The organism is Chryseobacterium formosense, from assembly GCF_900116415.1.
Classification (GTDB): Bacteria; Bacteroidota; Bacteroidia; order Flavobacteriales; family Weeksellaceae; genus Chryseobacterium; species Chryseobacterium formosense.
In genome coordinates, this window is record NZ_FPAP01000002.1 from 192,016 (window position 1) to 215,062 (window position 23,047).

Annotated in this window: 21 protein-coding genes; 7 read left to right on the forward strand and 14 right to left on the reverse strand. The window is 35.3% G+C overall.

Annotated elements, in window-relative coordinates; all coding sequences use genetic code 11:
• Positions 1–20 precede the first annotated feature (20 nt).
• Entirely contained in the window at positions 21–1,379 is a 1,359-nt protein-coding gene (locus tag BM371_RS07110) for a c-type cytochrome (RefSeq protein ID WP_034677741.1), read from the reverse strand.
• A gap of 184 nt (positions 1,380–1,563) precedes the next feature.
• Between BM371_RS07110 and BM371_RS07115 the strand changes: the two genes are divergently transcribed.
• Positions 1,564–2,100 (forward strand): hypothetical protein, encoded by a 537-nt coding sequence (locus BM371_RS07115; RefSeq protein ID WP_034677743.1) that lies wholly within the window; start codon positions 1,564–1,566, stop codon positions 2,098–2,100.
• Positions 2,101–2,150: 50 nt separating this feature from the next.
• On the opposite strand, the gene BM371_RS07120 is transcribed toward BM371_RS07115, so the two are convergent.
• From BM371_RS07120 to ricT, 5 genes are all read right to left on the reverse strand, one after another.
• Positions 2,151–3,425, reverse strand: coding sequence for a DUF6080 domain-containing protein (locus BM371_RS07120; RefSeq protein WP_034677744.1), 1,275 nt, complete (start codon positions 3,423–3,425; stop codon positions 2,151–2,153).
• Between the two features lie 60 nt (positions 3,426–3,485).
• A complete protein-coding gene (locus tag BM371_RS07125) occupies positions 3,486–5,027 on the reverse strand; it encodes a protein adenylyltransferase SelO (protein WP_034677746.1) in 1,542 nt (513 codons plus the stop codon).
• 76 nt (positions 5,028–5,103) lie between these two features.
• Positions 5,104–7,485 (reverse strand): penicillin-binding protein 1A, encoded by a 2,382-nt coding sequence (locus BM371_RS07130; RefSeq protein ID WP_034677748.1) that lies wholly within the window; start codon positions 7,483–7,485, stop codon positions 5,104–5,106.
• The gene (locus BM371_RS07135; protein ID WP_034677750.1) at positions 7,472–7,954 is read right to left on the reverse strand and encodes a gliding motility lipoprotein GldH; all 483 of its coding nucleotides are present in this window, start codon (positions 7,952–7,954) and stop codon (positions 7,472–7,474) included. Before BM371_RS07135 ends, BM371_RS07130 begins: the two co-directional genes overlap by 14 nt.
• Positions 7,947–9,368: a PSP1 domain-containing protein gene (gene ricT / locus BM371_RS07140; RefSeq protein WP_034677751.1), complete on the reverse strand. Its 1,422-nt coding sequence runs from the start codon at positions 9,366–9,368 to the stop codon at positions 7,947–7,949. Before ricT ends, BM371_RS07135 begins: the two co-directional genes overlap by 8 nt.
• A 276-nt stretch (positions 9,369–9,644) precedes the next feature.
• Here ricT and BM371_RS07145 point away from each other — a divergent pair, with 276 nt between their 5' ends.
• The 6 genes from BM371_RS07145 to BM371_RS07170 all read left to right on the forward strand — a co-directional run bounded on the left by BM371_RS07145 (position 9,645) and on the right by BM371_RS07170 (position 16,822).
• Positions 9,645–10,883 carry an OmpP1/FadL family transporter gene (locus tag BM371_RS07145; RefSeq protein WP_034677752.1) on the forward strand — a complete coding sequence of 413 codons (1,239 nt, stop codon included), beginning with the start codon at positions 9,645–9,647 and terminating at the stop codon, positions 10,881–10,883.
• A gap of 9 nt (positions 10,884–10,892) precedes the next feature.
• On the forward strand, positions 10,893–12,329 hold the full coding sequence (locus BM371_RS07150) for an SGNH/GDSL hydrolase family protein (protein ID WP_034677753.1): 1,437 nt from the start codon (positions 10,893–10,895) through the stop codon (positions 12,327–12,329).
• A gap of 85 nt (positions 12,330–12,414) precedes the next feature.
• A complete protein-coding gene (locus BM371_RS07155; RefSeq protein ID WP_034677754.1) occupies positions 12,415–13,353 on the forward strand; it encodes a ribose-phosphate pyrophosphokinase in 939 nt (312 codons plus the stop codon).
• Positions 13,354–13,409: 56 nt separating this feature from the next.
• Positions 13,410–14,054 (forward strand): 50S ribosomal protein L25/general stress protein Ctc, encoded by a 645-nt coding sequence (locus BM371_RS07160; RefSeq protein ID WP_034677756.1) that lies wholly within the window; start codon positions 13,410–13,412, stop codon positions 14,052–14,054.
• A gap of 382 nt (positions 14,055–14,436) precedes the next feature.
• On the forward strand, positions 14,437–15,657 hold the full coding sequence (locus BM371_RS07165; protein ID WP_034677758.1) for an aminotransferase class V-fold PLP-dependent enzyme: 1,221 nt from the start codon (positions 14,437–14,439) through the stop codon (positions 15,655–15,657).
• A 46-nt stretch (positions 15,658–15,703) separates the two neighbouring features.
• The gene (locus tag BM371_RS07170; protein ID WP_074958640.1) at positions 15,704–16,822 is read left to right on the forward strand and encodes an aspartyl protease family protein; all 1,119 of its coding nucleotides are present in this window, start codon (positions 15,704–15,706) and stop codon (positions 16,820–16,822) included.
• A 45-nt stretch (positions 16,823–16,867) separates the two neighbouring features.
• Here the strand turns inward: BM371_RS07170 and BM371_RS07175 are convergent, their stop codons facing one another.
• The 8 genes from BM371_RS07175 to hemA form a co-directional block, all read right to left on the reverse strand.
• On the reverse strand, positions 16,868–17,188 hold the full coding sequence (locus tag BM371_RS07175; protein WP_034677760.1) for a type II toxin-antitoxin system RelE/ParE family toxin: 321 nt from the start codon (positions 17,186–17,188) through the stop codon (positions 16,868–16,870).
• On the reverse strand, positions 17,185–17,421 hold the full coding sequence (locus BM371_RS07180; protein WP_034677763.1) for a hypothetical protein: 237 nt from the start codon (positions 17,419–17,421) through the stop codon (positions 17,185–17,187). The genes BM371_RS07175 and BM371_RS07180 overlap by 4 nt, the downstream gene beginning before the upstream one ends.
• 127 nt (positions 17,422–17,548) lie before the next feature.
• Positions 17,549–18,586 (reverse strand): uroporphyrinogen decarboxylase, encoded by a 1,038-nt coding sequence (gene hemE, locus BM371_RS07185; RefSeq protein ID WP_034677765.1) that lies wholly within the window; start codon positions 18,584–18,586, stop codon positions 17,549–17,551.
• 28 nt (positions 18,587–18,614) lie between these two features.
• Positions 18,615–19,301 carry a uroporphyrinogen-III synthase gene (locus BM371_RS07190; protein WP_034677766.1) on the reverse strand — a complete coding sequence of 229 codons (687 nt, stop codon included), beginning with the start codon at positions 19,299–19,301 and terminating at the stop codon, positions 18,615–18,617.
• Between the two features lie 149 nt (positions 19,302–19,450).
• Positions 19,451–20,113, reverse strand: a complete 663-nt coding sequence (locus BM371_RS07195) for a peptidoglycan recognition protein family protein (protein ID WP_034678279.1) — start codon at positions 20,111–20,113, stop codon at positions 19,451–19,453.
• A gap of 6 nt (positions 20,114–20,119) precedes the next feature.
• A complete protein-coding gene (locus tag BM371_RS07200) occupies positions 20,120–20,701 on the reverse strand; it encodes a DUF1287 domain-containing protein (RefSeq protein ID WP_034677768.1) in 582 nt (193 codons plus the stop codon).
• Between the two features lie 126 nt (positions 20,702–20,827).
• Positions 20,828–21,736 (reverse strand): hydroxymethylbilane synthase, encoded by a 909-nt coding sequence (hemC, locus tag BM371_RS07205; RefSeq protein WP_034677769.1) that lies wholly within the window; start codon positions 21,734–21,736, stop codon positions 20,828–20,830.
• Positions 21,723–22,997: a glutamyl-tRNA reductase gene (gene hemA, locus BM371_RS07210; protein WP_034677771.1), complete on the reverse strand. Its 1,275-nt coding sequence runs from the start codon at positions 22,995–22,997 to the stop codon at positions 21,723–21,725. The genes hemC and hemA overlap by 14 nt, the downstream gene beginning before the upstream one ends.
• Between the last annotated feature and the right edge of the window lie 50 nt (positions 22,998–23,047).

A 23,047-nucleotide genomic window follows, 5' to 3' on the forward strand; every position in this document is an offset into this window, starting at 1 on the left:
TACTTCTAATTTTTTAGTTATTAATAATGACATTTACCACACTCAAGACCTCCAATTGCATCTACAGTGATCTTACCACCATCTTTCGGGTATTGCTTTTTAAGCTTTTCGTGTAGATTTTTGAAGTATTCTTTATTATAACCGTTGTTCATATCAACTTCAGTTGTTCTGTGACATTCGATACACCATCCCATAGTGAAGTCGTTTGCCATTTGTACAACATTCATTGTATCGATTTTTCCGTGACAAGCTTTACAAACTACGTCGATTTTATTGTCAGGATTTTTCTTGTTGAATGAGTTGATGATAGCTTGTTCACCTGCAACTACGTGTTGAGAGTGGTTGAAGTAAACGAAATCAGGCATGTTGTGGATTCTTGTCCATTCTACAGGAGTTGTTTTACCTGTATATTGTTGTTTCGCGGGATCCCATCCTGTAGCAGCATATATTTTCTGGATTTCTCCGTCATAGAATGCTTTGTCTTTTCCTGGTTCCATGTAGTGATCTGCATTGTATTCAGAAATTGTTCTGTGACAGTTCATACAAACGTTCATCGAAGGAATTTCAGATACTTTACCGTATTTAGCACTTGAGTGACAAAGCTGACAGTCGATTTTCTGTTCTCCAGCGTGAATTTTGTGAGAGAAGTAGATAGGCTGTTCCGGCTTATAACCTTTATAAACACCGATCCACATGATCCAGTTCCAGATACCGTAAGTTGCTAAAATAGCAAGAATTGCAAGCAATCCTTTTCCGATATAATGGTATTTTGCATAGATTTCGCTGAAAGATTTAACCCTTGTTTCATTAAGTCCTGCCAAATCTTCTGACTGACCCAATTTTACCAATTGTCTTAGTTTGATTAAGATCCAAACCAATAAACCAGCAATAGCAATAAGTGAAATGATTACAATACTAGAAGTTGTATTGTTGTTTTGCGGTGCTGCAACCGTGTTTTCTGTAGTTGCTTTAGCATCAGCTTTAGGCTCTTCAACAGGAGGGTTTGTTGTATAAGCTAAAATATCGTCGATATCCTTATCTGCAAGATTAGGAAAGACCTGCATTTCAGTCTTATTAAACTTTTCAAATACTTCATTTGCATACTTATCGCCCGAGGCTCTAAGTGCTTTGTTGTCTTTAATCCACTTGTGAAGCCAGTCTGTGTCAAGTCCCTGCTCAGTTTTCAGTCTGTCTACCACACCTTTCAGTGCCGGTCCTACTACCTGTTTGTCTAAAGCGTGACATGCCGTACAGTTTGCCTTAAAAAGTTTCTCACCATTTTTAGGATCGCCGTCTTGCCCGTAAATTGAAGCACTTGTTGATAGCAATAAACCTATCGCAATCAGCCCTTTTTTATAATGCTTTCTCCAACTAATCATTTAAATTATCTTATGTTAGTAAATATTGAATGTGTAATCAATTCCGCAAAAATAATATTTTTAAGAAGAATTTAACGGCTTTAACAAAAGGTAAAATGTCATATGTGTTTAATTTGTAACTATTCTAAATAACTGCGTTTGCTGGTTTTTTTTATTTATTATAAATTTGCTGAAACAAGTTTAAATGAGAAATTTCATCAAAATATTTTCGGCTTTATCTTTTTTTGGTTTTTATACAATTGAAGCACAGCAGGTTGTGAAAAAAGACACACTTTCGGGTACAGAACTTACGATTACTATGGATTCTCGTGTAAATGAGGCTTTGGAAGCAATAGAAGATCGTTGTGCGAAGGCAGCATCAACTAAATTCTCGTCAGGAAATGATGACGATGAACCAGCTAAACCGACAAAAATTTATGTTCCGAGCAGAGAACTGACCAATGCGGAGATCTGTAGAAAAAATCCTAAAATTTTAGGATATAAAATTCAGATTACCACGGTAAAAAGTAATGATGAAGCAAATGAAGTGAAAGCTTATTTCAGAAAAAGATTTCCAAATCTGAAGGTTGAAGTAGATGCTTCGTTAAGACCAAACTATAAAATTCTTGCAGGAAGTTATTTCTCAAAACAAAGTGCAGCAGGTGATTTGGCGCGTGTGAAAGAATATTTCAAATCTGCTTTGCCAATACAGTACAGAGTTTTCTGTGCAGAGGCAAAATAGTTAGTTTAAATAAAAAATTAAAGGCTGAGAATAAATTTTCTCAGCCTTTTTTATCTGTAATATTGATTTACAAAATCATAAAATTCCCACATTCTTACATAATTATTGAAAAGCAAGAAAGTGAACATTATACCAAGTAAAACTGTTAATAAAGATACCATCTTCGGAGAATTTCGGTAAGAAAAAAACAGCCAGCCCAACATAATCGGGAATGCAAAAACAAAATGACCGCCATAAATGTATGACGTGTGAAGCCCGAATCTCAAAACACAATGAATTAAAATGTCAACAAACATAGAAAGCATTACAATCTGAGCAAGCTTGTTTTTAAAATTTCTGAAATAGCTCCAGAATATTAAAATTAAAAGTAATCCTATAAAAATATAAGGAACGATTGAAGTGTAAACATCCATGAAAAGTGCTTTGTAATAAAAACCTTTCATATTGTGCTTTTCACGGATAAAGAAACTGGGGAAAAGAATACTGCCACCAAAAAAGTAAGAGTAAATCATATCCCATGTCGGAGTAGATTTTACATTAGAGAATTTCTCGTATTGTTCGCCTGATTTTGACAGAATATTTGAGTATTTAAAATCAATTCGGTAAAGATAAAGCGCAATAAAAGCCACGCAGGTAAGTGAAACTCTGAAAACGGCATTCCCAAATTTTTTCCAGCTTTTAAAAAGGCCTTTTTCAAACGCGATGGGAATAAAAACTTTAATAATATTGGTAACCGTTAATCCACCAACGGTAATTCCTGCTAACACTAAAGCTGAACCGGCTATTTTTTGATCTTTTTTAAATTTTATTGCGGTATAATAATTAAATAAAACCAATAAAAATAGAGTGTAAGTATACGTTTCCGGAGTGAAAGAAAGCAAAATGTTCGTTGAAAAAATACTGAAAAAAGCTACAATCAGAATATTTAAACCTAAAGGAAGCTGAATAATATTTTTTAAATATTTAAAAATCTGAATTAAACTTAAACTGATTGTGATGTTGCTCAGCCAAGCCAATGTTAGTCTGAAATTGCTTCCTGTTTTTCCACCTGAAATATAAAATGCCAATTCACGGATCCAGTTGAAAAAATAATAGGAGAGTGGGTGTCTTTCAAAGCTTCCGCCGCTCATAACGATGGCTTTATTGTCGAAACTAAAATACCCATCCCAAGGAATTCTTGCATCAAAAATAATGCGGTAATGCTGTGCTAAATAAGTTCCGAAAATTCCGTAAGCGAGAATAAAGAGTACAAATAAGCCGAATTCTGCCCATGAAGACGGAAAAACGATCTTAAAAAAGTTTAAAAATTTAGATTTGAATGACACTAATTTATTTTTTGCAAAAGTAAAATAAAAAACCCACCTGAAAAGGTGGGTTAGATATATTTATGAACTACAAGACAACATCGAGCATCCTGAAACATCATCATATCCTGATGGTCTTTTTATAGATAATTCAGGAAATATTTCTTCATATGGATTTTCCAAAGCCTTGGTAAGTTTTTCTAGCATTTCAGTTTTTCCGTTGTTGATTTCTTCAATACATTCGTACAAAAGGTAGTTTCTCAGGATAAATTTAGGATTAGTTTTCTTCATTAAATCTAAAGATTCTTTTTTCGAAATTTTATTTTCTCGTAATCTCGACTCGTAAGATGAAATAAAATGTTCAAGTTTTTGAGTTTTTGATTCGTCTAAAAATCCATACGAAACTGATGAAAAAAGATGTTTAATATCAGAATTTTCATCAAGCTTTTCCAATTGATTAAAGAACAAAGTGTAATCCAACTGTAACTCCTGCATTAAAGCTTGCCAATTTGTGAAAAATTCTTCGTCATCTTTCTTTAGCTCATCAAAACCAAATTTTCTGCACAGCATTGTATCATGAGCTTCCCAAAAATAATTACCATAATTATTTAATGTTTCTTCCAGAAATTTTTCATCTTTTATCAAAGGAAAAAGCGCATTTGCCAATTGCCAGAGATTCCATTGCGATATTTGCCCCTGCTTTCCGAAAGCATATCTTCTTCCCGGAAGATCCGTGGTATTTGGTGTGAAATTTAAATCATATTCATCCATCATCGAATAAGGTCCGTAGTCAATCGTTAAACCTAAAATCGACATATTGTCTGTATTCATCACCCCATGTACAAATCCAACTCTGAACCATTCAACCATTAAATCGGCTGTTCTCTTGCAAACCTCAGTGAAAAACGCCTGGTATTTTTGTTCGCCTTCAGGTTTAATATCTTTAAAATAATTTTCAATAGTGAAATCGGTAAGATCAATTAATGTGTTAATTTCTTTTTGGGCAGACATCAGTTCAAAATGACCAAAACGGAGAAAACTTTCAGCAGTTCTAATGATTACTGCGCCTTTTTCTTCCTGAGGATCTCCGCTGTACATAATGTCGCGAACCACACTTTCTCCTGTAAATGCTAAACTCAAAGCTCTGGTTGTAGGAATTCCTAAATGATGCATTGCTTCACTCATCAGATATTCCCGAACAGAAGATCTTAGAACAGCTCTTCCGTCCGCATGACGGGAATAAGGAGTTGCTCCCGCACCTTTCCATTGAATTTCGTTTTTTTTACCGCTTTCATTGGTGATTTCTCCGGCAAGAATGGCTCTGCCGTCTCCTAACTGGCCTGCCCAGTTTCCGAACTGATGTCCTGCATAAGCCGTTGCGTAAGTCTTTATTTTTTCAAATAAATTTGTTGCTGCTAAAAAATTAATGTCACTTTCTTGAAATTTTCCCAATCCTATTTCTTCTGAAAATTTTTGATTAAATGCAACCAGTTTTGGGTTGTCAAAGCCAACAGGATTTACTGTCGAAAAAAGAACTTTAGGCGTATTTCTCTGCATTGGATTTCCTGAAAAATCACCTGGAAACATGTCAATAAAAGGCTGAGTAATTTGATCAATATTCATGTTTCAAAGATATTAAAACAGAAAACAAAAAAGACCCTTCAGTAATTGAAAGGTCTTATGATTATTATAAAGAATTTTATTTGTTAAAGTCAATATCTTCACTGGTGTTCAGATGTTCATTGACGTTGTCTTCTTTCTTACCGGAATTGTTCTTCGGTCCTGTTTCTGCAGGGCGAGGGTTTTTCAGATCATCAATGGTCTGAAGCCCGCCGTCGTCGCCGTATCCGCCACCAAGTCCCTGAAGATTACTGCATCCGTCTTTCCAGTCGAGAGGTTTTACGAATTTATCGTCAGGAGATATTTTTAAGCTTTTATCGGCCCAGACTTTCTTCATGAAAATTGCCCAGATCGGAAGCGCCATTTTTGCTCCTTGTCCTTCACCGGTTCCCCAGAAGTGTGTTGCTCTGTCTTCCCAACCAACCCAAGCTCCGGTTGCAAGTTTAGGTACAATTCCCATAAACCAACCGTCGGAATTATTCTGGGTTGTTCCCGTTTTACCGGCAATTTCTACCGCTTTAGATATTCCTTTTCTTCCTAATTCACCTGATGCAGTTCCGTATTGTGCAACACCCTTCATCAATTCAATCATGGTGTAAGCGTAATTAGGGTTCATTACTTCTTTAGGTTCAGAAATGACTTCTTTTATAACTCTTCCGTTTACGTCTTCAATTCTCCAGATCATTTCCGGTTTGTTGTAATTTCCGTAGTTGGCAAATGTGCTGTAAGCTCCAACCATTTCGTAAATGGTAATATCTGAAGCCCCTAAAGCCATCGGTAGACTTGTGGAAATTTCTTCAGTAACCCCTAAGTCTCTCGCCGTTTGAATAACACTTTGCGTTCCTGACATTTCAGCCAGTCTTAGTGCTACAGGGTTTTGAGAATGTGCTAAAGCGTCTTTTAATGTCAACATTCCGCCTCTTCCAGGAACATGGTAACTTCCTTTATTGAAGCTTGCGTTTGAGATTGTTGAACAAGGTGTTAAGCCTAATTTCATAATCGCAGTCGCATAAACGAAAGGTTTGAAGGTTGAACCAACCTGTCTTTTTCCTTGTTTGATGTGATCATATTGGAAGTGTTGCCAATCAATTCCTCCAACCCAAGCTTTAATTTCACCTGTTCCGGGAACCATAGACATTAAACCAGCCTGTGCAATTTGTTTATGGTATCTGATAGAATCCCACGGACTCATCTCAACTTCTTCTTCTCCGGCCCATGTAAATCTTGACATTTTTATAGGCTTTTTGAATTCCATCATAATTGAATCTTCAGAAACTCCGGCTCTACTCAACTGTTTGTAACGACCTGTTCTTTTTACGGCCTGCATCATTACATTGTGTGCCTGTTGATCATTTAGGTAATAAAAAGGCCTGTTTTTTCTACCTCTTTGTTCTGCATCAAATCTTTTCTGAAGATCTGTTAAATGTTCTTTGATTGATTCTTCGGCATATTTCTGCATTTTAGAATCCAGCGTAACATATATTTTTAAACCATCTTTAAAAAGATTTAAAGGTTTCCCTGTTTCTTTTTCGTAATCTTTAAGATAGGTGTCTATTTCCTTTTTCAAATAAAACTTATAATATGCAGAGTAGTCATCAGTGATATTTTTAATTGGATGATAATCTGTAGTAATAGGTGTAGCAACAGCCTTATCATAAGTTGACTGATCTATGTAACCTGTCTCAAGCATTTGAGATAATACGACATCTCTTCTTCTTTTAGCTCGGTCTGGATTCCTCAATGGGTTGTTTGCTATTGGAGCTTCCAACATTGATACAAATACAGCAGCTTCAGGAAGTGTCAACTGTGTTGTCGATTTATTGAAATAAATTTTTGATGCCATTTCGACACCATTTGCGTTGTAAGTAAAATCAAATTTATTGAAATACAATGTGATGATTTCCTCTTTTGTATATCTTTTTTCAAGACTAACTGCCACAACCCACTCTTTAAGCTTCTGAATAGCTCTTTTTACTGGATTTCTTGATGGCTCTTTTGTAAACAAGAGTTTTGCTAACTGTTGTGTAATGGTAGAACCTCCACCTCGGTCGCCACCATATCTTACAGCTCTTAAAATTGATTTTAGATCAATCCCTGAATGTTCTTTGAAACGCTCATCTTCTTTTGCCTGAAGGGCATAGATTAAATAAGGAGGCAAATCTTTATATGTAACCGGCTGAGTTTTTTCTTTTTCGAATTTACCTAAAAGAACACCGTCTGAAGAATAAATTTCAGAGGCAACATAAATATCCGGGTTTTCAAGTTCTTTTACATCGGGCATTTCACCAAGAAAACCTTGGGAAACCGCAAAGAAAAGTCCTGAAATTCCTAAAACCACAGCAATAAGACCGATCCAGATGAATTTCACCCACCTCTTCCATGCTGTGATTTTTTGGTTCTTTTTAGGAGGAAGCGGGAACGTTTTTCCCTTGTTTCCTGTATTTTGCTTATTTTGTTCCATTTGTACTTACGGTTTTTGCCGTTTCTACTTTTATTCCTAAATCTTCTATTCCCGGAAGATTATCATTTCTCATTGCCTGAGCAACAGAAATTTCATAATTGCCTTTTTCAGGAAATTTATAATTCAGTTTATACTGAAATAAAGTCTCTTTTACTTCTCCAAATCCTGTTCCCAGCCATTCTCCATTTGGTTTTGCCAAAACATAATTCAATGTATCGGTTTGCCTGGCTTTGGTTTTAGGATCAGTAAGATTTACAATGAACCTTATATTGCTGTAAGGATATTCGTTGTTGTTTCTTACAACAAATATAAGATTTTTAGGATTTTGCGGATCCGAAATTTCAAGATTAAATTTTTGTTCGGTCTTCTTATCCCATTTGTTATCAACATTGTTCATCACAACATTTTCTTCGGAAGCATTGCAGCTTACCAAAAAAATAAGGAGAAAAAATCCTGAGATTTTATGCATTATTATCTTTTTTTGGAGGGAATTTCTTTTTGAACTTCTTTTTGGGTTGTTGATTTTGAGGTTTTTTCTCAGCATCATTATTTACAGCGTCCACTTTTTCCAAGTGTGGTTTTGGCTGTTGTTCTTTTTGGGGTTTCAGATTATTATTCTGATTTGGTTTCTGAGGTTTTTCAGATCTCATCGGTCTGTCCTGTCTTTCACCCTTGTCAGTTCTCTCCGGTTTATCGTTTCTGTCCGGTCTGTTCTTTTTTTGTCCCGGATTTTGATTGTTGTTCGGTCTATTTTGATTTGAATTCTGGTTTTGGTTTCTGTTTTTATTGAAACCTCTTTTCTTTTCAAAACGGTCAACACTGTTTTCCTGAATTAAATCTACAGTTTGCAGAGAAAGTTCTGGCTGTTTCAAATCTTCGAGAGGTAACGTTTTTTCACCTCTTTTATTTTTTGAAATCAGTTTTTTAACCAAATCTACATCGAAATCGTACCAAGCCATTGAGCTGTCAACATATGCAAACCACATTTTCTTTTTGAAAACATCGATTTTTATACAAAACGCCCGACCTTTTTCGGTGTCAAGAACGGTTGATGAAGACGGAAAATGACTTAACGCATCAAGATAACTGTCTAATTCGTAGTTCAGACAACATTTCAGTTTACCACATTGTCCGGCTAATTTCTGAGGATTAATGCTTAGTTGCTGGTATCTTGCAACATTGGTGTTTACCGATCTGAAATCAGTAAGCCATGTTGAACAGCAAAGTTCTCTTCCGCATGAACCGATACCTCCAACTTTTGCCGCTTCCTGTCTGAAGCCAATCTGTTTCATGTCGATTTTTGTGCGGAAAGCTCCCGCAAATTCTTTAATCAACATTCTGAAATCCACGCGATTATCGGCAGTGTAGTAAAATGTAACTTTAGAAGAATCACCTTGATATTCAACATCGGTTATCTTCATCTCAAGACCTAATCGATGCGAAATTTTTCGAGCCTCAATTTTTACATTTTCTTCTTTTTTTCTTGCTTCCTGCCAAACCTCAATATCTTTTTGGTTGGCTAATCTATATATTTTGAGGGCATTGTCTTCTGAAGATCTTTTCTTCTTCATCTGAATTTTTACCAATTCCCCTGTGAGGCTTACTACCCCTACATCATGTCCCGGACTCGATTCTACTGTTACTACGCTACCTATATGTAAAGGAATGTTATTGACATTCTTAAAAAACGATTTTCTGTCATTTTTAAATCTAACTTCTACAAAATCACACCTGGTTTGCGCAGGATTTTGTACGTCAGACAGCCAATCGAAAACACTTAATTTATAACTATTACCGCAGGTATTTACACTTTCACAGCCATTCGCAGATTTAGTTCCGCAAGAATGTGCAGAATCGCCGGATGTTTTACATCCACAACTCATATTATAATTTGTTTAATCTTGCAAATTTATTGATTTTTATCTTTATACAATTCCAAATGTACTAAATATTAATTTTTGAATTTGTTTAATATTAAACATCATCATTAATGTGTGATTTTTTGATGTTTAATTGTTTGTAATTCAAAAAGATATTGTATTTTATGTATTGAATGTTATTTTAAACATAGTTTTCTTTTGGCGCTTAGTTTAAAATATTAAGATTTATTAACAGGTGTATCTAAAATAATTTTATATTTGGGTATATAATAATAGTCTATGAAAAAAATATTAGTATCAACTGCTTTATTGGCTGGAGTTTTGTCTTACGCAGGAGGCTTTAGAGTTTCTTTGCAGGGGGTGAAGCAATTGGCAATGGCGCACACCAGTGCTCATGCTGAAGATGCGAGTGTTGCATTCTTTAATCCGGCAGGTATGTCATTCATTCCTTCTAAACTGAGTGTTGTTGCAGGAGGCTTCGGAGCAAGTAATAAAGTTACTTTTCAGAATCTAAACACTTTAAACAGTACAGAAACAGATAATCCTATCGGTACCCCGATTTATGCGGCGATTGCCTACAAGCCGATTGATAAATTATCAATTGGTTTCAGTTTTTCTACGCCTTTCGGAAGTACAATTCAATATCCATACGATTGGGAAGGAAGAGAAATGGTGCAGAAGCTTGAGCTAAAAAGCTTTTATTTCCAGCCGATGGTTTCTGTGAAAATGGCAGACTGGTTGTCTTTCGGAGCAAGTTATATTTATGCTACAGGAAAAGTAGACTGGGATAAAGCGGTAACTCAATTTGGCGGAACGGTTAATATTAATGATGATAAAGCAACAGGTCATGGTTATGGTTTTGGTTTCTATTTCCGACCGGATCCTAAATTTGATCTGAGTATTGCATATCGTTCACCGGTTGATATGAAAGCTAAAAAAGGAACTGCAACTTTCAGAGTTCCTGCTCAGACTACGGTAAACGGACTTTTAGGTCTGAATGCAAACGGACAGGATGCGTTTACAGCAACTTTACCTTTAGTTGAAGAATATACAATCGGTATGACCTATAAGGTAACACCAAAATGGCTAATTTCTGCCGATTTTAACTATCATGGTTGGGAAAGATACAGTCAGTTGACTTTAGATTTTGCTAATGCTCCGATTGGAAATCAGGCAGATCCTACGGTTTTGGTTGCGCCAAAGAATTTTAAAAATTCAAAAACGGTAAGATTGGGAACTCAGTATGCGTTCAGTAATATGATTTTTGGTCGTTTGGGTGCTTATTATGATGAATCTCCGTATTCTGATGAAGACTTTATTCCTGAGACGCCTTCTTTCGATTCTTTTGTTTTAACAGGAGGTTTAGGCTTTAAGTTTAATAAATTCGGAGTTGATGTTGCAGGTGGTTACGTAATGCCACAAAGCAGAGATGTGAAAAATGACTATTTAGGATTCTACGGCCAAGCGAAAGCAAAAGCGTTCTATTTTGGTCTTGGTTTATCGTATAATGCTTTTTAAATTTAAATTATGAAAAAAATAATAATATCTACAATCGCTGTTTCTGCACTTCTTTTTACAACAAGCTGCGAAACAGATTTTGATACTGATGTACAGGATATAGTCGTAACGAAAGGTGAGGCAGATTTCTCGAAATTTATTTCTTTGGGAAATTCGCTTACTTCGGGCTACAGAGATGGTACACTTTATTCAGGTGGACAAAATGAATCTTTTCCAAGTATGATCGCTATGCAGATGAAACTTGCAGGAGGTGGAGAATTTAAGCAGCCATTAATGCCAAATAACGTTGGAGGATTTATTGGTTTGCCGGGATTTCCAGGGAAACTTGAATTGAAAATGGTTAACGGAGCATTAAGCCCCGTTGCAAATGCGCCTGCTGCGGCCTTAGACGATGTTAAATCAGGTGGGCCATATCAAAACATGGGTGTACCCGGAGCTAAAACCTCTCATTTACTTGCGCCTGGATATGGTAATCCTGCTGGTCTTTCTTTAGGTCTTGCGAATCCTTACTTTGTACGATTTGCTTCGTCTACTACAGCTTCGGTTGTTGGTGATGCATTGGCTCAGAATCCTACTTTTGTTTCTTTATGGATCGGGAATAATGATGTACTAGGATACGCAACGACAGGTGGAGATGGTTCGAATCCTATTACTCCGGTAGACGGAGCTGTAGGAGTAGGTTTTACAAATACTTATACTGCTTTAGTCAACACGGTTTTCCCTTCCGGAACTACCAGAAAAGGGATCGTAGCAAATATTCCTAACGTAACAAGCGTTCCGTTTTTCACAAGAGTTCCGGCAATGCCGCTTACAAATCTTACGGATGCGCAAGTTGCTCAGTTAAATGGAGGGTATGCTGCTTATAATGCAGGGTTGGCGCAGGCTAAATCTTTAGGAGCAATCAACGATGCGGAATATCAGAAAAGACTAATCAAATTCACAGCAGGAGCTGTAGCCAACGGAGCTGTTATTGCAGATAAAGATTTGTCAACGGTTCCTGGATTACCAAAGTACAGACAAACGACAGCAAAAGATTATATCTTACTAACGGCAAGTGCAGTGCTTACGCCTCAAGCTGGTGGAGGTACTTCAGTTCCTTTGGAAGATAAATTGGTGTTAACGGAAGCTGAAGCGGCAAAAGTTATAACAGCTACTACTTCTTATAACGCAACAATAAAAAGTTTGGCAGAATCAAAAGGGCTTGCTTTTGTTGATATGAATGCTAAAATGACAGAATTGAATTCCAAATCAGGAATTTCGTGGAATGGTGTGAAATATACTGCTACTTTCGTAACCGGCGGAACATTCTCTTTAGACGGAGTGCACCTTACCGGCAGAGGTTATGCTATTGTTGCGAATGAATTTATCAAATCAATTAATGCGAAATACAAATCTACTTTACCACAGGTAGATCCGAATAAATATTCAGGGGTAACATTCCCTTAATATTCAGGAGATATAAAAACTTAGAAACCACAGGATTGATTCTTGTGGTTTTTTTTTAAATTTGCAAAATCTTTAAAAAGTAAAAATGGCCGATCAGTTAAGTTATCTGTTTTCTACAAGAACGAGTAAGGATCTTGCAGAAAAAATTGCCCAACATTATGGGAAAGAATTAGGAAAAATCAACTTTCAGGAGTTTAGCGACGGAGAGTTTGAGCCTGTTTTAGACGAATCTGTAAGAGGAGGAAGAGTTTTCCTTATCGGGTCGACATTCCCGCCTGCAGACAATCTTTTAGAGTTGCTTCTAATGATTGACGCTTCGAAAAGAGCTTCTGCGAAAAGTATTACTGTCGTACTTCCATATTTCGGTTTGGCAAGACAAGACAGAAAAGACAAGCCAAGAGCACCAATCGGGGCTAAACTGGTTGCAAATCTTTTAACCGCTGCAGGTGCAACAAGAGTAATGACGATGGATTTGCATGCAGATCAGATTCAGGGATTCTTCGAAATTCCTGTGGATCATTTGTATGCTTCTACTATTTTCGTTGATTACATCAAAAACCTTAACCTTGATAATCTTACCATTGCTTCTCCGGATATGGGAGGTGCGAAAAGAGCGAAAAATTATGCAGGTCACATTGGCGCTGATGTTGTAATTGCTTACAAAGAAAGAAAAAAAGCAAACGTTGTAGAAGAAATGTTCCTTATCGGGGATGTTGAAGGGAAAAACGTTATTCTTATCGACGATATGATCGATACTGCGGGTACACTTTGCAAAGCTGCAGATATATTGATGGAAAAAGGAGCAAAATCTGTAAGAGCAATGGCTACTCACGGAGTGCTTTCAGGAAAGGCTTACGACAATATTGAGAACTCAAAATTATTGGAAGTTATTGTAACTGACTCAATTCCTGTAAAAACTAATTTGTCATCTAAAATAAAAGTGCTATCTTGCGCCCCATTATTTGCAGATGTGATGAAGATGGTGCACGAGCATCAATCAATCAGTAGTAAGTTTGTTATCTAATTGATAATTAATTTGTTGCAAATTAAATTGAAAACAATTTTTTAAATTTTTTATAAATGAAATCTATTACAATTCAAGGTACAAAAAGAGAAAGCGTGGGCAAAAAGTCTACAAAAGCTTTACGTGATGCTGAATTAGTTCCTTGTGTTGTTTACGGAGGTGGTGAGCCATTGAACTTCTCTGCAGAAGAGAAAGCGTTCAAAGGTTTGGTATATACTCCTGAAGCACACACGGTATCTATTGAGGTTGACGGACAAACTATTCCGGCTGTTCTTCAGGATATTCAGTTCCACCCAATTACAGACAAAATTATTCACGCAGACTTCTACAGATTATCAGATGATAAGCCTGTAATTATGGAGGTTCCTGTAAGAATTACTGGTCGTTCTAAAGGTGTTGTAGCTGGTGGTGTTCTACGTCAGTCTTTCAGAAAACTAAAAGTAAAAGCAATCCCTGCAAACTTACCTGATGAGGTAGTTGTAGATGTTACTCCATTGAAAATTGGTAACAAACTTTATGTAGGTAGCATCAAAACAGAAGGATATTCTTTCATGCACCCTGACAACGCAGTTGTTGTGGCTGTTAAGATGTCTAGAAATGCAATGAAAGGTGGTGCAGCAGCACAGGATGATGATGAGGATGAAGAAGTTGCAACTGAAGAAGGAGCGGCTCCAGAAGCAGCTGAAGCTTCAGCAGAATAAGAATTTCTTATTTAAAATATAGAACCTGTCAATTTTTTGGCAGGTTTTTTTATGATTAAAAGCAAACGTTATCAGTTTAAACATTTCAGTGTCTTTTTATAAGTGAAATCGAAGATTCGACGTAGTCAAACGGCTTTGTGAAACTAAAAATATAGTAGTTAGAAAAACTTTGCGTCCCTAATAGTATTAAATTTTAAGTTTACGATTAAAAATCTATAATATAATTTTCCATTCTTAGCGTTAAAAATAATTAAAATAAGTTCATCTAATCCATCGAATCTTTCTATCAGCTCCCAACAATCACCATCAAACAAGAATCCGAAAAAAAGCCGTAAATTTGATGGGTTCTAAATAAAGAACGTTTTAATTAAAATTTTAATAAATGTTTGACATTCAGGAAATCAGAAGTCAGTTTTCTATATTAAATCAGGAAGTGAACGGTAAACCTTTGGTTTACTTAGATAATGCAGCGACATCTCAGAAACCGAACTCAGTTTTAGAGGTTTGGGAAAAATATTATAAAGAACTCAATGCAAATGTGCATCGCGGAATTCATACTTTAAGTCAGTTGGCAACCGAAGAAATGGAACTTTCAAGGAGAAAAATCCAAAAGTTCATCAATGCTAAACATGATTTTGAAGTTATTTTCACCAAAGGAACAACGGAAGGATTAAACCTCATCTCCTATATTTTAACTTCAAGATTAAAAAAAGACGATGAGATCATCATTTCTTACCTTGAACATCACTCCAATATTGTTCCATGGCAATTGCTTTGTGAAAGAACAGGAGCAAAATTAAGGGTGATCCCAATTGATGAAAACGGGATCTTACAGTTGGATTATTTAGACGAGTTTTTAAGTGAAAAAACGAAAGTAGTATCCGTAAATCAGGTTTCCAATGCTTTGGGAATTGTAAATCCTGTTGAAGAAATTATTGCTAAGACAAGAGCCAATTCGGATGCATATATCGTTATCGATGGCGCACAGTCTGCTCCACATTTTACCATTGATGTTCAGAAACTAGACTGTGATTTCTTTGTGTTTTCAGGGCATAAAATGTACGCTCCGATGGGAACCGGGATTTTATACGGAAAACAGGAAATTCTTGAAAATTTGCCGCCTTTCCACGGTGGAGGAGAAATGATTGCGGTTTGTTCGTTTGACGGTACAACTTACGCAGGCTTACCTTTTAAATATGAAGCGGGAACTCCAAATGTTGGTGGAAATATTGCTTTAGGAGCAGCGGTTGATTTCATTAAAAAAATAGGACAACAGAATATTCAGAATCACGAAAATGCTTTGTTGGAATATGCTCAGAAACAACTTTTAGAAATTGAAGGTTTAAAAGTATACGGCGAAAAAGCTCATAGAACGGGTGTAGTTTCCTTTAATCTCGAAGGAATCGGTATTTCTTCCGATGTAGGGATGATTCTTGATAAAATGGGCGTTGCGGTAAGAACGGGGCATCACTGTACACAGCCAATCATGGATTTCTTTAATATCGCAGGAACAGTTCGGGCAAGTTTTGCGGTCTATAATACATTTAATGAAATCGATTTGCTTGTAGAAGGTGTGAAAAAAGCACAAAGAATGCTTTCTTAATAATTAACAGACTGTTTCTATGAGGCAGTCTTTATTTTTTTATGCTATGATGAAATATAAAAACCTTTATGCTTTTGCATTTTTAATTTTCCCTTTGTTTGTAAGTGCTGTAACCATCCCTTTTGATTATATCGACGGGAAAATAATCATTAATGTTGATATTAAAAATAAGAAGCACAATTTTGTTTTTGATACGGGTGCTTTAACAATAATATCTAATGAACTCCAAGGTTCGTTAAACGAAAATAAAGCTAATATTATTTTTGAAGCTACAGATGCAAATAACTCTAAATCTAAAATGGATGTCTTCTCAACTGATGAACTGAAAGTTGCAGATTTAAAATTTAAAAATATAAATTTTTCATTCGCTGATATAAGTTGGATGAATTCTCGTGCATGTAAAAAAATCAGTGGAATTTTCGGAGCGAATATGATGAATAATAAAGTTTGGCGAATTGACTTTATAGCTAAAACAATTGTTGTTTCAGATAAGTTATTGGAAGATTCAGTTCAATCCGTTTCAATTCCATTTTCTGAAGAATATTTTACCCATGTTCCCACAATTAGTGTTAAGATAAAAAAACATAATTTTAACATGTTTTTTGACACGGGAGCAGGTTCTGGCTTTTCGTTGGATCCAAAATCTTATCAATTAGTAAAAGACGATGATTTTTTGATTTTTGAAGGGCTTTTGTCACAATCTTTAAGTAGTGTGAGTAAAGGCGAAAGGCAGCTTGATATGATGAATGCAGAGATACGTAACAAATTTCTTGGAAAGCAGATTGTTGACAGCAGCACTGATTCTCGAAATCTGATCGGTACAAAATTTATGGAAAATTTTCTTGTTGAATTAGATTTTATTTCTAAAAATATTATTCTTCACAATTTAAATAAAACTCCTGATTACAATAGTTTCGGAGTTGCTTTTGCACCTGTTGATGATCATTTGATTGTTGTGAATAAACTAAAAATTCCACAATTGTCAGAATTGAATGTGGGTGACAAGATTCTCAAAGTAAATAATATTATTACCGATAAAATAAATGGCGATACTTTTTGTCAGGTTAAAAAAGTGATAGACGATAGTCAAATGATAACATTCCAGACTGAATCGGGGAAGGAATTTAAACTTGAAAAGAAAAATATTTTAGAATATCTGAATTAAAAGATAATAAATAAAATCTTTTTCTAAAACCAATTGAAATTTTTTTTATTTTTCCCGTTCTATCTTTTCCAGATTTTGTCTTGTATCAAAGACATCAGCAATTTTAATGTGCTTGTTTCCTTCATCAATAGAATAAATTATTTTGTAATTTGATTCTACAATATAATGATATTGAATGCTTCTGTTTTCTAAAAACAATTCTCTTTGCCCAATTTTAGGGTTATGGATTAATTTTTCAGGTGCTAAAAGAATTCTGGTTATAATTTTTAATGCAACTTGATGACTTTTCGAGGTGTTTTCGTAATAATTGAAAATTTCATCAATCTGCTTTTCAGAAAATTCCGACCAAATAACTTTGTATTTCAATTTGAATATTTTGAAAGAAGTTCTGAAGTTGTTTTAAACTTGTTGTTTTCAAAATCACTCTCTGATTTAGAAATTCTTTCATTCATTTCTTCAACAGTTAATGCCTTGAGCTTATTTTCTTCTTCAATATTTTTGGTTTTTTTTAGTAATTTTTCAAACTGAGCAATCACTTCTTCACTTTGAAGCTTAAGGAAATCCTGTATGAATTCTAATTTTCTTGATTGAATGTCCATTGTAGAAAATATTTGATAATCAAATGTATAAAAATAAATTTAGAATTAAAAATCCCTTTCAAATAGCTGAAAGGGATTTTATTTTAATTGATTTTAAAATCTGCATTATCCACAAAAACGGCGAGAATTAAAATTCAACATTCGGTTTCCAATCCACCACCGCTCTGATAAACGCTTCCGCATTTTCCACCGGAATATTAGGTAAAATTCCGTGTCCTAAATTGGCGATGTATTTATCTTTTCCGAAACGGTTGATCATTTCCGTTACCATTTTTTTGATGGTTTCAGGGCTTGAATGTAATCTTGCAGGATCAAAGTTTCCTTGTAACGTTACTGAATTGTTTGTCAGCTTTCTTGCCATTTCCGGACTCACCGTCCAGTCAACTCCCAAAGCTGAAGCTTTAGATTTTGTCATGTCATCCAAAGCAAACCAGCATCCTTTTCCGAAAACCACCACATGCGTCAACGGACTCAATGCTTCAACAATCTGATTGATATATTGCCATGAAAATTCCTGATAATCTGCCGGAGAAAGCATTCCGCCCCAAGAATCAAAAACCTGAACCGCAGAAACTCCTTTTTCAACTTTTCTTTTCAAATAAGCAATCGTTGTGTCGGTGATTTTCTGAAGTAGTAAATGCGCCGCTTCCGGTTGCTGAAAACAAAAAGATTTAGCAATATCAAAAGCTTTGCTTCCTTTTCCTTCTACGCAATAGCAAAGAATCGTCCACGGAGAACCCGCAAAACCAATCAAAGGAATTTCGTTGTCTAATTTCTGTAAAGTAAGCTCAATCGCATCAAAAACGTAACCTAAAGTATCATTCACATCGGGAACAACAACATTCTTCACATCTTCCATCGTTCGGATCGGGTTATCCAGCCAAGGTCCGACAGATTCTTTCATTTTGAAATCAATTCCCATCGCCTGAGGAACTACCAAAATATCAGAGAACAAAATCGCTGCATCCAAAGGAAATCTTCTGATCGGCTGTACCGTGATTTCAGAAGCCAGTTCCGGAGTCTGACATCTCGTAAAAAAGTCATATTGATCACGAAGTGCAATGAATTCAGGTAAATATCTTCCTGCCTGTCTCATCATCCAAACCGGTGGTCTTTCTACGGTTTCTCCACGAAGTGCTTTTAAATATAGGTCGTTTTTAATCATAATTTTAGTTGATGCTTGTCGGTGTTCCTTAAGGTTTAATTTTCATTAAAGTTTCTTTTATGACCGACAACAGGTTTGCCAGAGTGTTTTCTTTACTCGTGAAAATCTCTGATTTTGTATGTCTTTTTAGTTCTTTGGAAGTGGTTTCTCCGATTGAAAAAAGGATTACATTTTCCAAAGAATTATTTTTCGCAAAACTACGAACTCCGCTTGGGCTAAAAAAAACTATTGCATGATATTTTTCATGTATCGTGGGATTTAGCTCTTCTGTTTGATAAACTGTGACTTTTTTATACTGAATATTCTGCAGCGGAAGTTCATTATCCAAAACATCAATTGCCAAATTTCCGCAAAAATGAATGAATTTTTCGTGAACGCAGTTTTCAATAATGAACTGAGAGAGCGTTTCCGCATTTTTCAACACCTTAAAAGTTCCAAACCCGTTTTTGCGAAGTTCTCTTTTGGTTTTTTCGCCAACGCAATAGATTTTATTATAGTTTTTGGCTGTGAAATCTTCATTTGGCTTGAAACCGTTTTCAAAAAAAGATTTCACCCCATTTGAGCTTGTGAAAATAAGAGAGCTGTTTTTTAAATCAAAACTTCTTACGTAAAGTGATTTTGTTTTTATTACCTCTATGTATTCAACCGAAATATCATTTCCTAATTTTTCGGAGATGTATTTTGGGTCTAAAATTTTGGTAAATAAAATTTTCATTATTTTTTTAGCAGTTTATTTGTCATTCCGTAGGAATCTAAACATTTTATGTTAAATGCTTTGCTGAGATTCCTACGGAATGACAAAGTGGTCGTTAACTTCATTATTTATAAAATAAATATTGAATCTTTTTTATCGCTTTTATAAAACTAATTAGCTGGCTTATCTTTTAATTTTAAATCAGAAACTTGCTGTCTAACTTTATTCATGAAGTCTTTTCCGGGATCTTCTTTTCCGGTAAAATAATTTGGGTCAGACTCCTTCCATAATTTAGAATTTCTGAAAACTCCGTACTCTGAATGACCGATGAGATATTCAATCTTATACTTTTGAGTTAAATATCTTACCAGTTGTGCATTGGCTTCAACCTGCTTTTCGGTTAAAGGTTGCTTTTTGCTTCCGATATTTTCAACTCCGATAGCACAATAATTTAAACCAATCGTATGTCTTGCAAATTGTGTTGGTTCCATCAATTGATAAATAGTTCCGTCGCGATCGATGATGAATTGCGAAGAAACATTTAAAGTACTTTGTTTTTTTAATGTATTTCTTGCGCTTTCAAGATGTGTTTTATTGAAATATTTAAAATTGCTTTCGACCGTTCCACCTGCAGTGTAATGCAAAACAATCATTTTGGGAGTAATGGTCGGGTTTTTTTGATTCAGACCGTGGTGGTCTTTCAGGTATTCTAAACTTAAAGCTATTCGTTCTGCAGAATAATTAATGGGTTTTTCAATAATTTTTAAACCTGAATTCTGTGCAAAGCTTACATTTAAAATCAATAAAAAAAGAACAAAAATTATCTTCTTCATCATGAATTATTTTGAATATTGATAATGTCCGGTAATATCAAATTTAAACAAGCAGTCTTCAAGAACTTGTCCGGCACCGATATTATGAACGATTAAATATCTTTTTCCGTCTGCAGATTTTTTATTAACTACAATTCCGATGTGCGTTAAATTTCCGGGAAGAAGCCAGGTTACAATATCTCCGGGAACATATAATTCGGGCTTGGTTTCTGTTGATTTTGATTTCCCGAATTTGGCAAAAAAAACTTGCAGATTGGGAACTCTCCTATGATCAATATTGGTGTCTGGTTTTTTCAAACCGAATTTTTTAGGATATTTAGAAAAGTTTTTCTTCATATCTTCATGTACTTCTTTTTGCAAATCAATTCCAAGTTTTCTGTAAGCTCTGATGATCACATCAGTACAAACGCCTTTATCTGCAGCAACATCACCATTGGGATATTTAATCGAAACATACGCAGGATCATAAGTGACTTTATCTCGTGTTAAACTCAAAGCTGCATCAGATAGTTTTTGCGCAAACTGATTTTGGGCATTCGCTGTGAAAACAAAAAACAGAAAAATGAGTATTGAAAAGTACTTTCTCATCGGCTTAAAATTTAGAATTGAAAACAGTTTTGTAAAGTTCAAAAATTAATTTTAAACATGAAGGTACTTTAAACATAAAGAAATGTTAAGATTCGGATAAATCTTAATTTTGCTTAAACCTAAACCTTAAATCTGACTTTTAATCTCGGTCATCAATTCCTTTCCACCGTTTTCAAGAACAACATTGGCAAATTTTTCCCCAAAATTTTCTACTTCGTTATACTCAAAACTTTCATCGGTTGCGATGTAGTTTTTCCCGTCTAATGAGCAAAGTGCCGCTTTAAATCTGATCTGATTTTCAATTTTTTCGGCAAAAGCTCCAATGGGTGCAGTACAGCCCCCTTCCAAAGTGCTCAGGAAATTTCTTTCCATTTCTACACAAGCCTGGGTTTCTTTATGGGAAATCTGTTTCAGAATGTCGTTGATTTCTTTTTTGTCAGAATGTCCCGCAACTGCAACCACGCCTTGTGAAGGTGCAGGAATCATAAACGGAATAAATTCGTAATCGATATCCATTTTCATTCTCTTGATTCCGGCAAGAGATAAAATAGTCGCATCAAAATCCTGCTCTTCCAGCTTCTGAAGTCTGGTTTGTATATTTCCTCGGATGTCAAAAAACTCGGTATCGGGATAATGTTTAGACCAAAAAGCTCGTCTTCTTAAACTGCTTGTTGCCAATTTAAGCTCATGAAATTCTTTATTCATTGCCGATTTTCTTCTGATCAAAACATCTTGTGGATGATCTCTTTCGAGATAAGAAATGATTTCGATGTTTTCCGGAAGTTTTGTCGGAACATCCTTTAGCGAATGTACGGCGATATCGATCTCGTCGTTGAGCAAAGCAATATCTAAATCTCTTGTGAAAACTCCTGTAATTCCTAATGAATACAATGGTTGATTAAGATTTTTATCGCCTGAAGAAACAATCGGGACAATCTCGGTAAGATGGTTTAGATTCTGCAAATGTCTTGCAACTTCTCTTGCCTGCCAAAGTGCAAGTGCTGAATTTCGGGTTCCTATTCTAATGCTTTTCATTGAATTCGTTATTGGGTTGTTCAACTAAAATTTCGTGCATTAATTTACTAATTTCTTCGGCTTTCAAAGGGTTGTCGATAATATATTTTGCAAAACGGTTGGTAATCTTCTGAATCATCTTATCAGAAAGTTCCATGTCGTTGATGTTGATGTATTTATTTTTTCTGTAGAAATTGTGCATTTCATTACGTTCCATATTTTTAAGAACAGCTTTGAAATGATGGATGTTCGGAGCCAGTTTTCGCTTTTTCTCCCATTCCAGAAAATCTTTGGTCATTTCTTTAATAATGAGTTCCGCTTTTGGGATTTCTTTTTCACGCTGCTGAATGGTTTCCTGAATTTGTTTTGAAAGTTCATCCACATCAATTAAAGTAGCATTTTCAACTTCCGAAACATTTTTATCAACATTATGCGGAATCGAAAGATCAATAATCAGAATTTCTTTTCCGTTTTTTAAATGTGATTTGTTGATGATCGGCGTTTTCGCTCCGGTTGCAACGATGAGAATATCTGTATTTTCTAATTCCTTTTCAAAGTCATGATAATCGATGTTGGGAATATTGTATTTCTCGGAGATCTTGGCTGCTTTTTCCTGAGTTCGGTTGGCAATTTTTATCTTAGGCTGGTAAACGTGTTTTACTAAATTTTCTACCGTATTTTGTCCGATTTCTCCAACACCCAGAAGAAGGATGTTTTTTTCGGTAATTCTTTTCTGATTATTTAAAATATAATGAACCGCCGCATACGAAACAGAAGCCGCCCCGTTTGAAATTCCGGTTTCATTCTTTATTTTTTTTGAAATCTGAATAGCAGAATTAATAGATCGTTCTAAAAAAGGATTCGAATTTTGTCTTTCTTTTTTAAAACGTGCATACGCTTTCTTAATTTGTCCTATAATTTCAAAATCACCTATGATCTGGCTTTCCAAGCCTGCTGCAACCCTGAATAAATGATTTAAAGCTTCTTCCTTTGTTAAAATATTGGCAAACTGAAGAAAATCTGACAAATTCACCCCGATTGTTTTGCAATATTCTTCAGCTACAAAAAGATAGTTTGAAGTAGTGGTGTAAATTTCGGTCCTGTTGCATGTAGAAACCACAAAAGCATCCCCTAAATTTTCATCATGAATTCGGGTGACAAAGTTTTTGATGTTTTCATCAAAAAATGCAAATTTCCCTCTCGTCTCTACATCAGCTTTCTCATAGCTGATCGATAATACGGCGAAATTTGTTGTCTGATGTATATTAGAATACTGTATCATAAGCAGTCGCAAATTTAAGCAATTTTTATGGATGCAGCTTGTGATAGTCT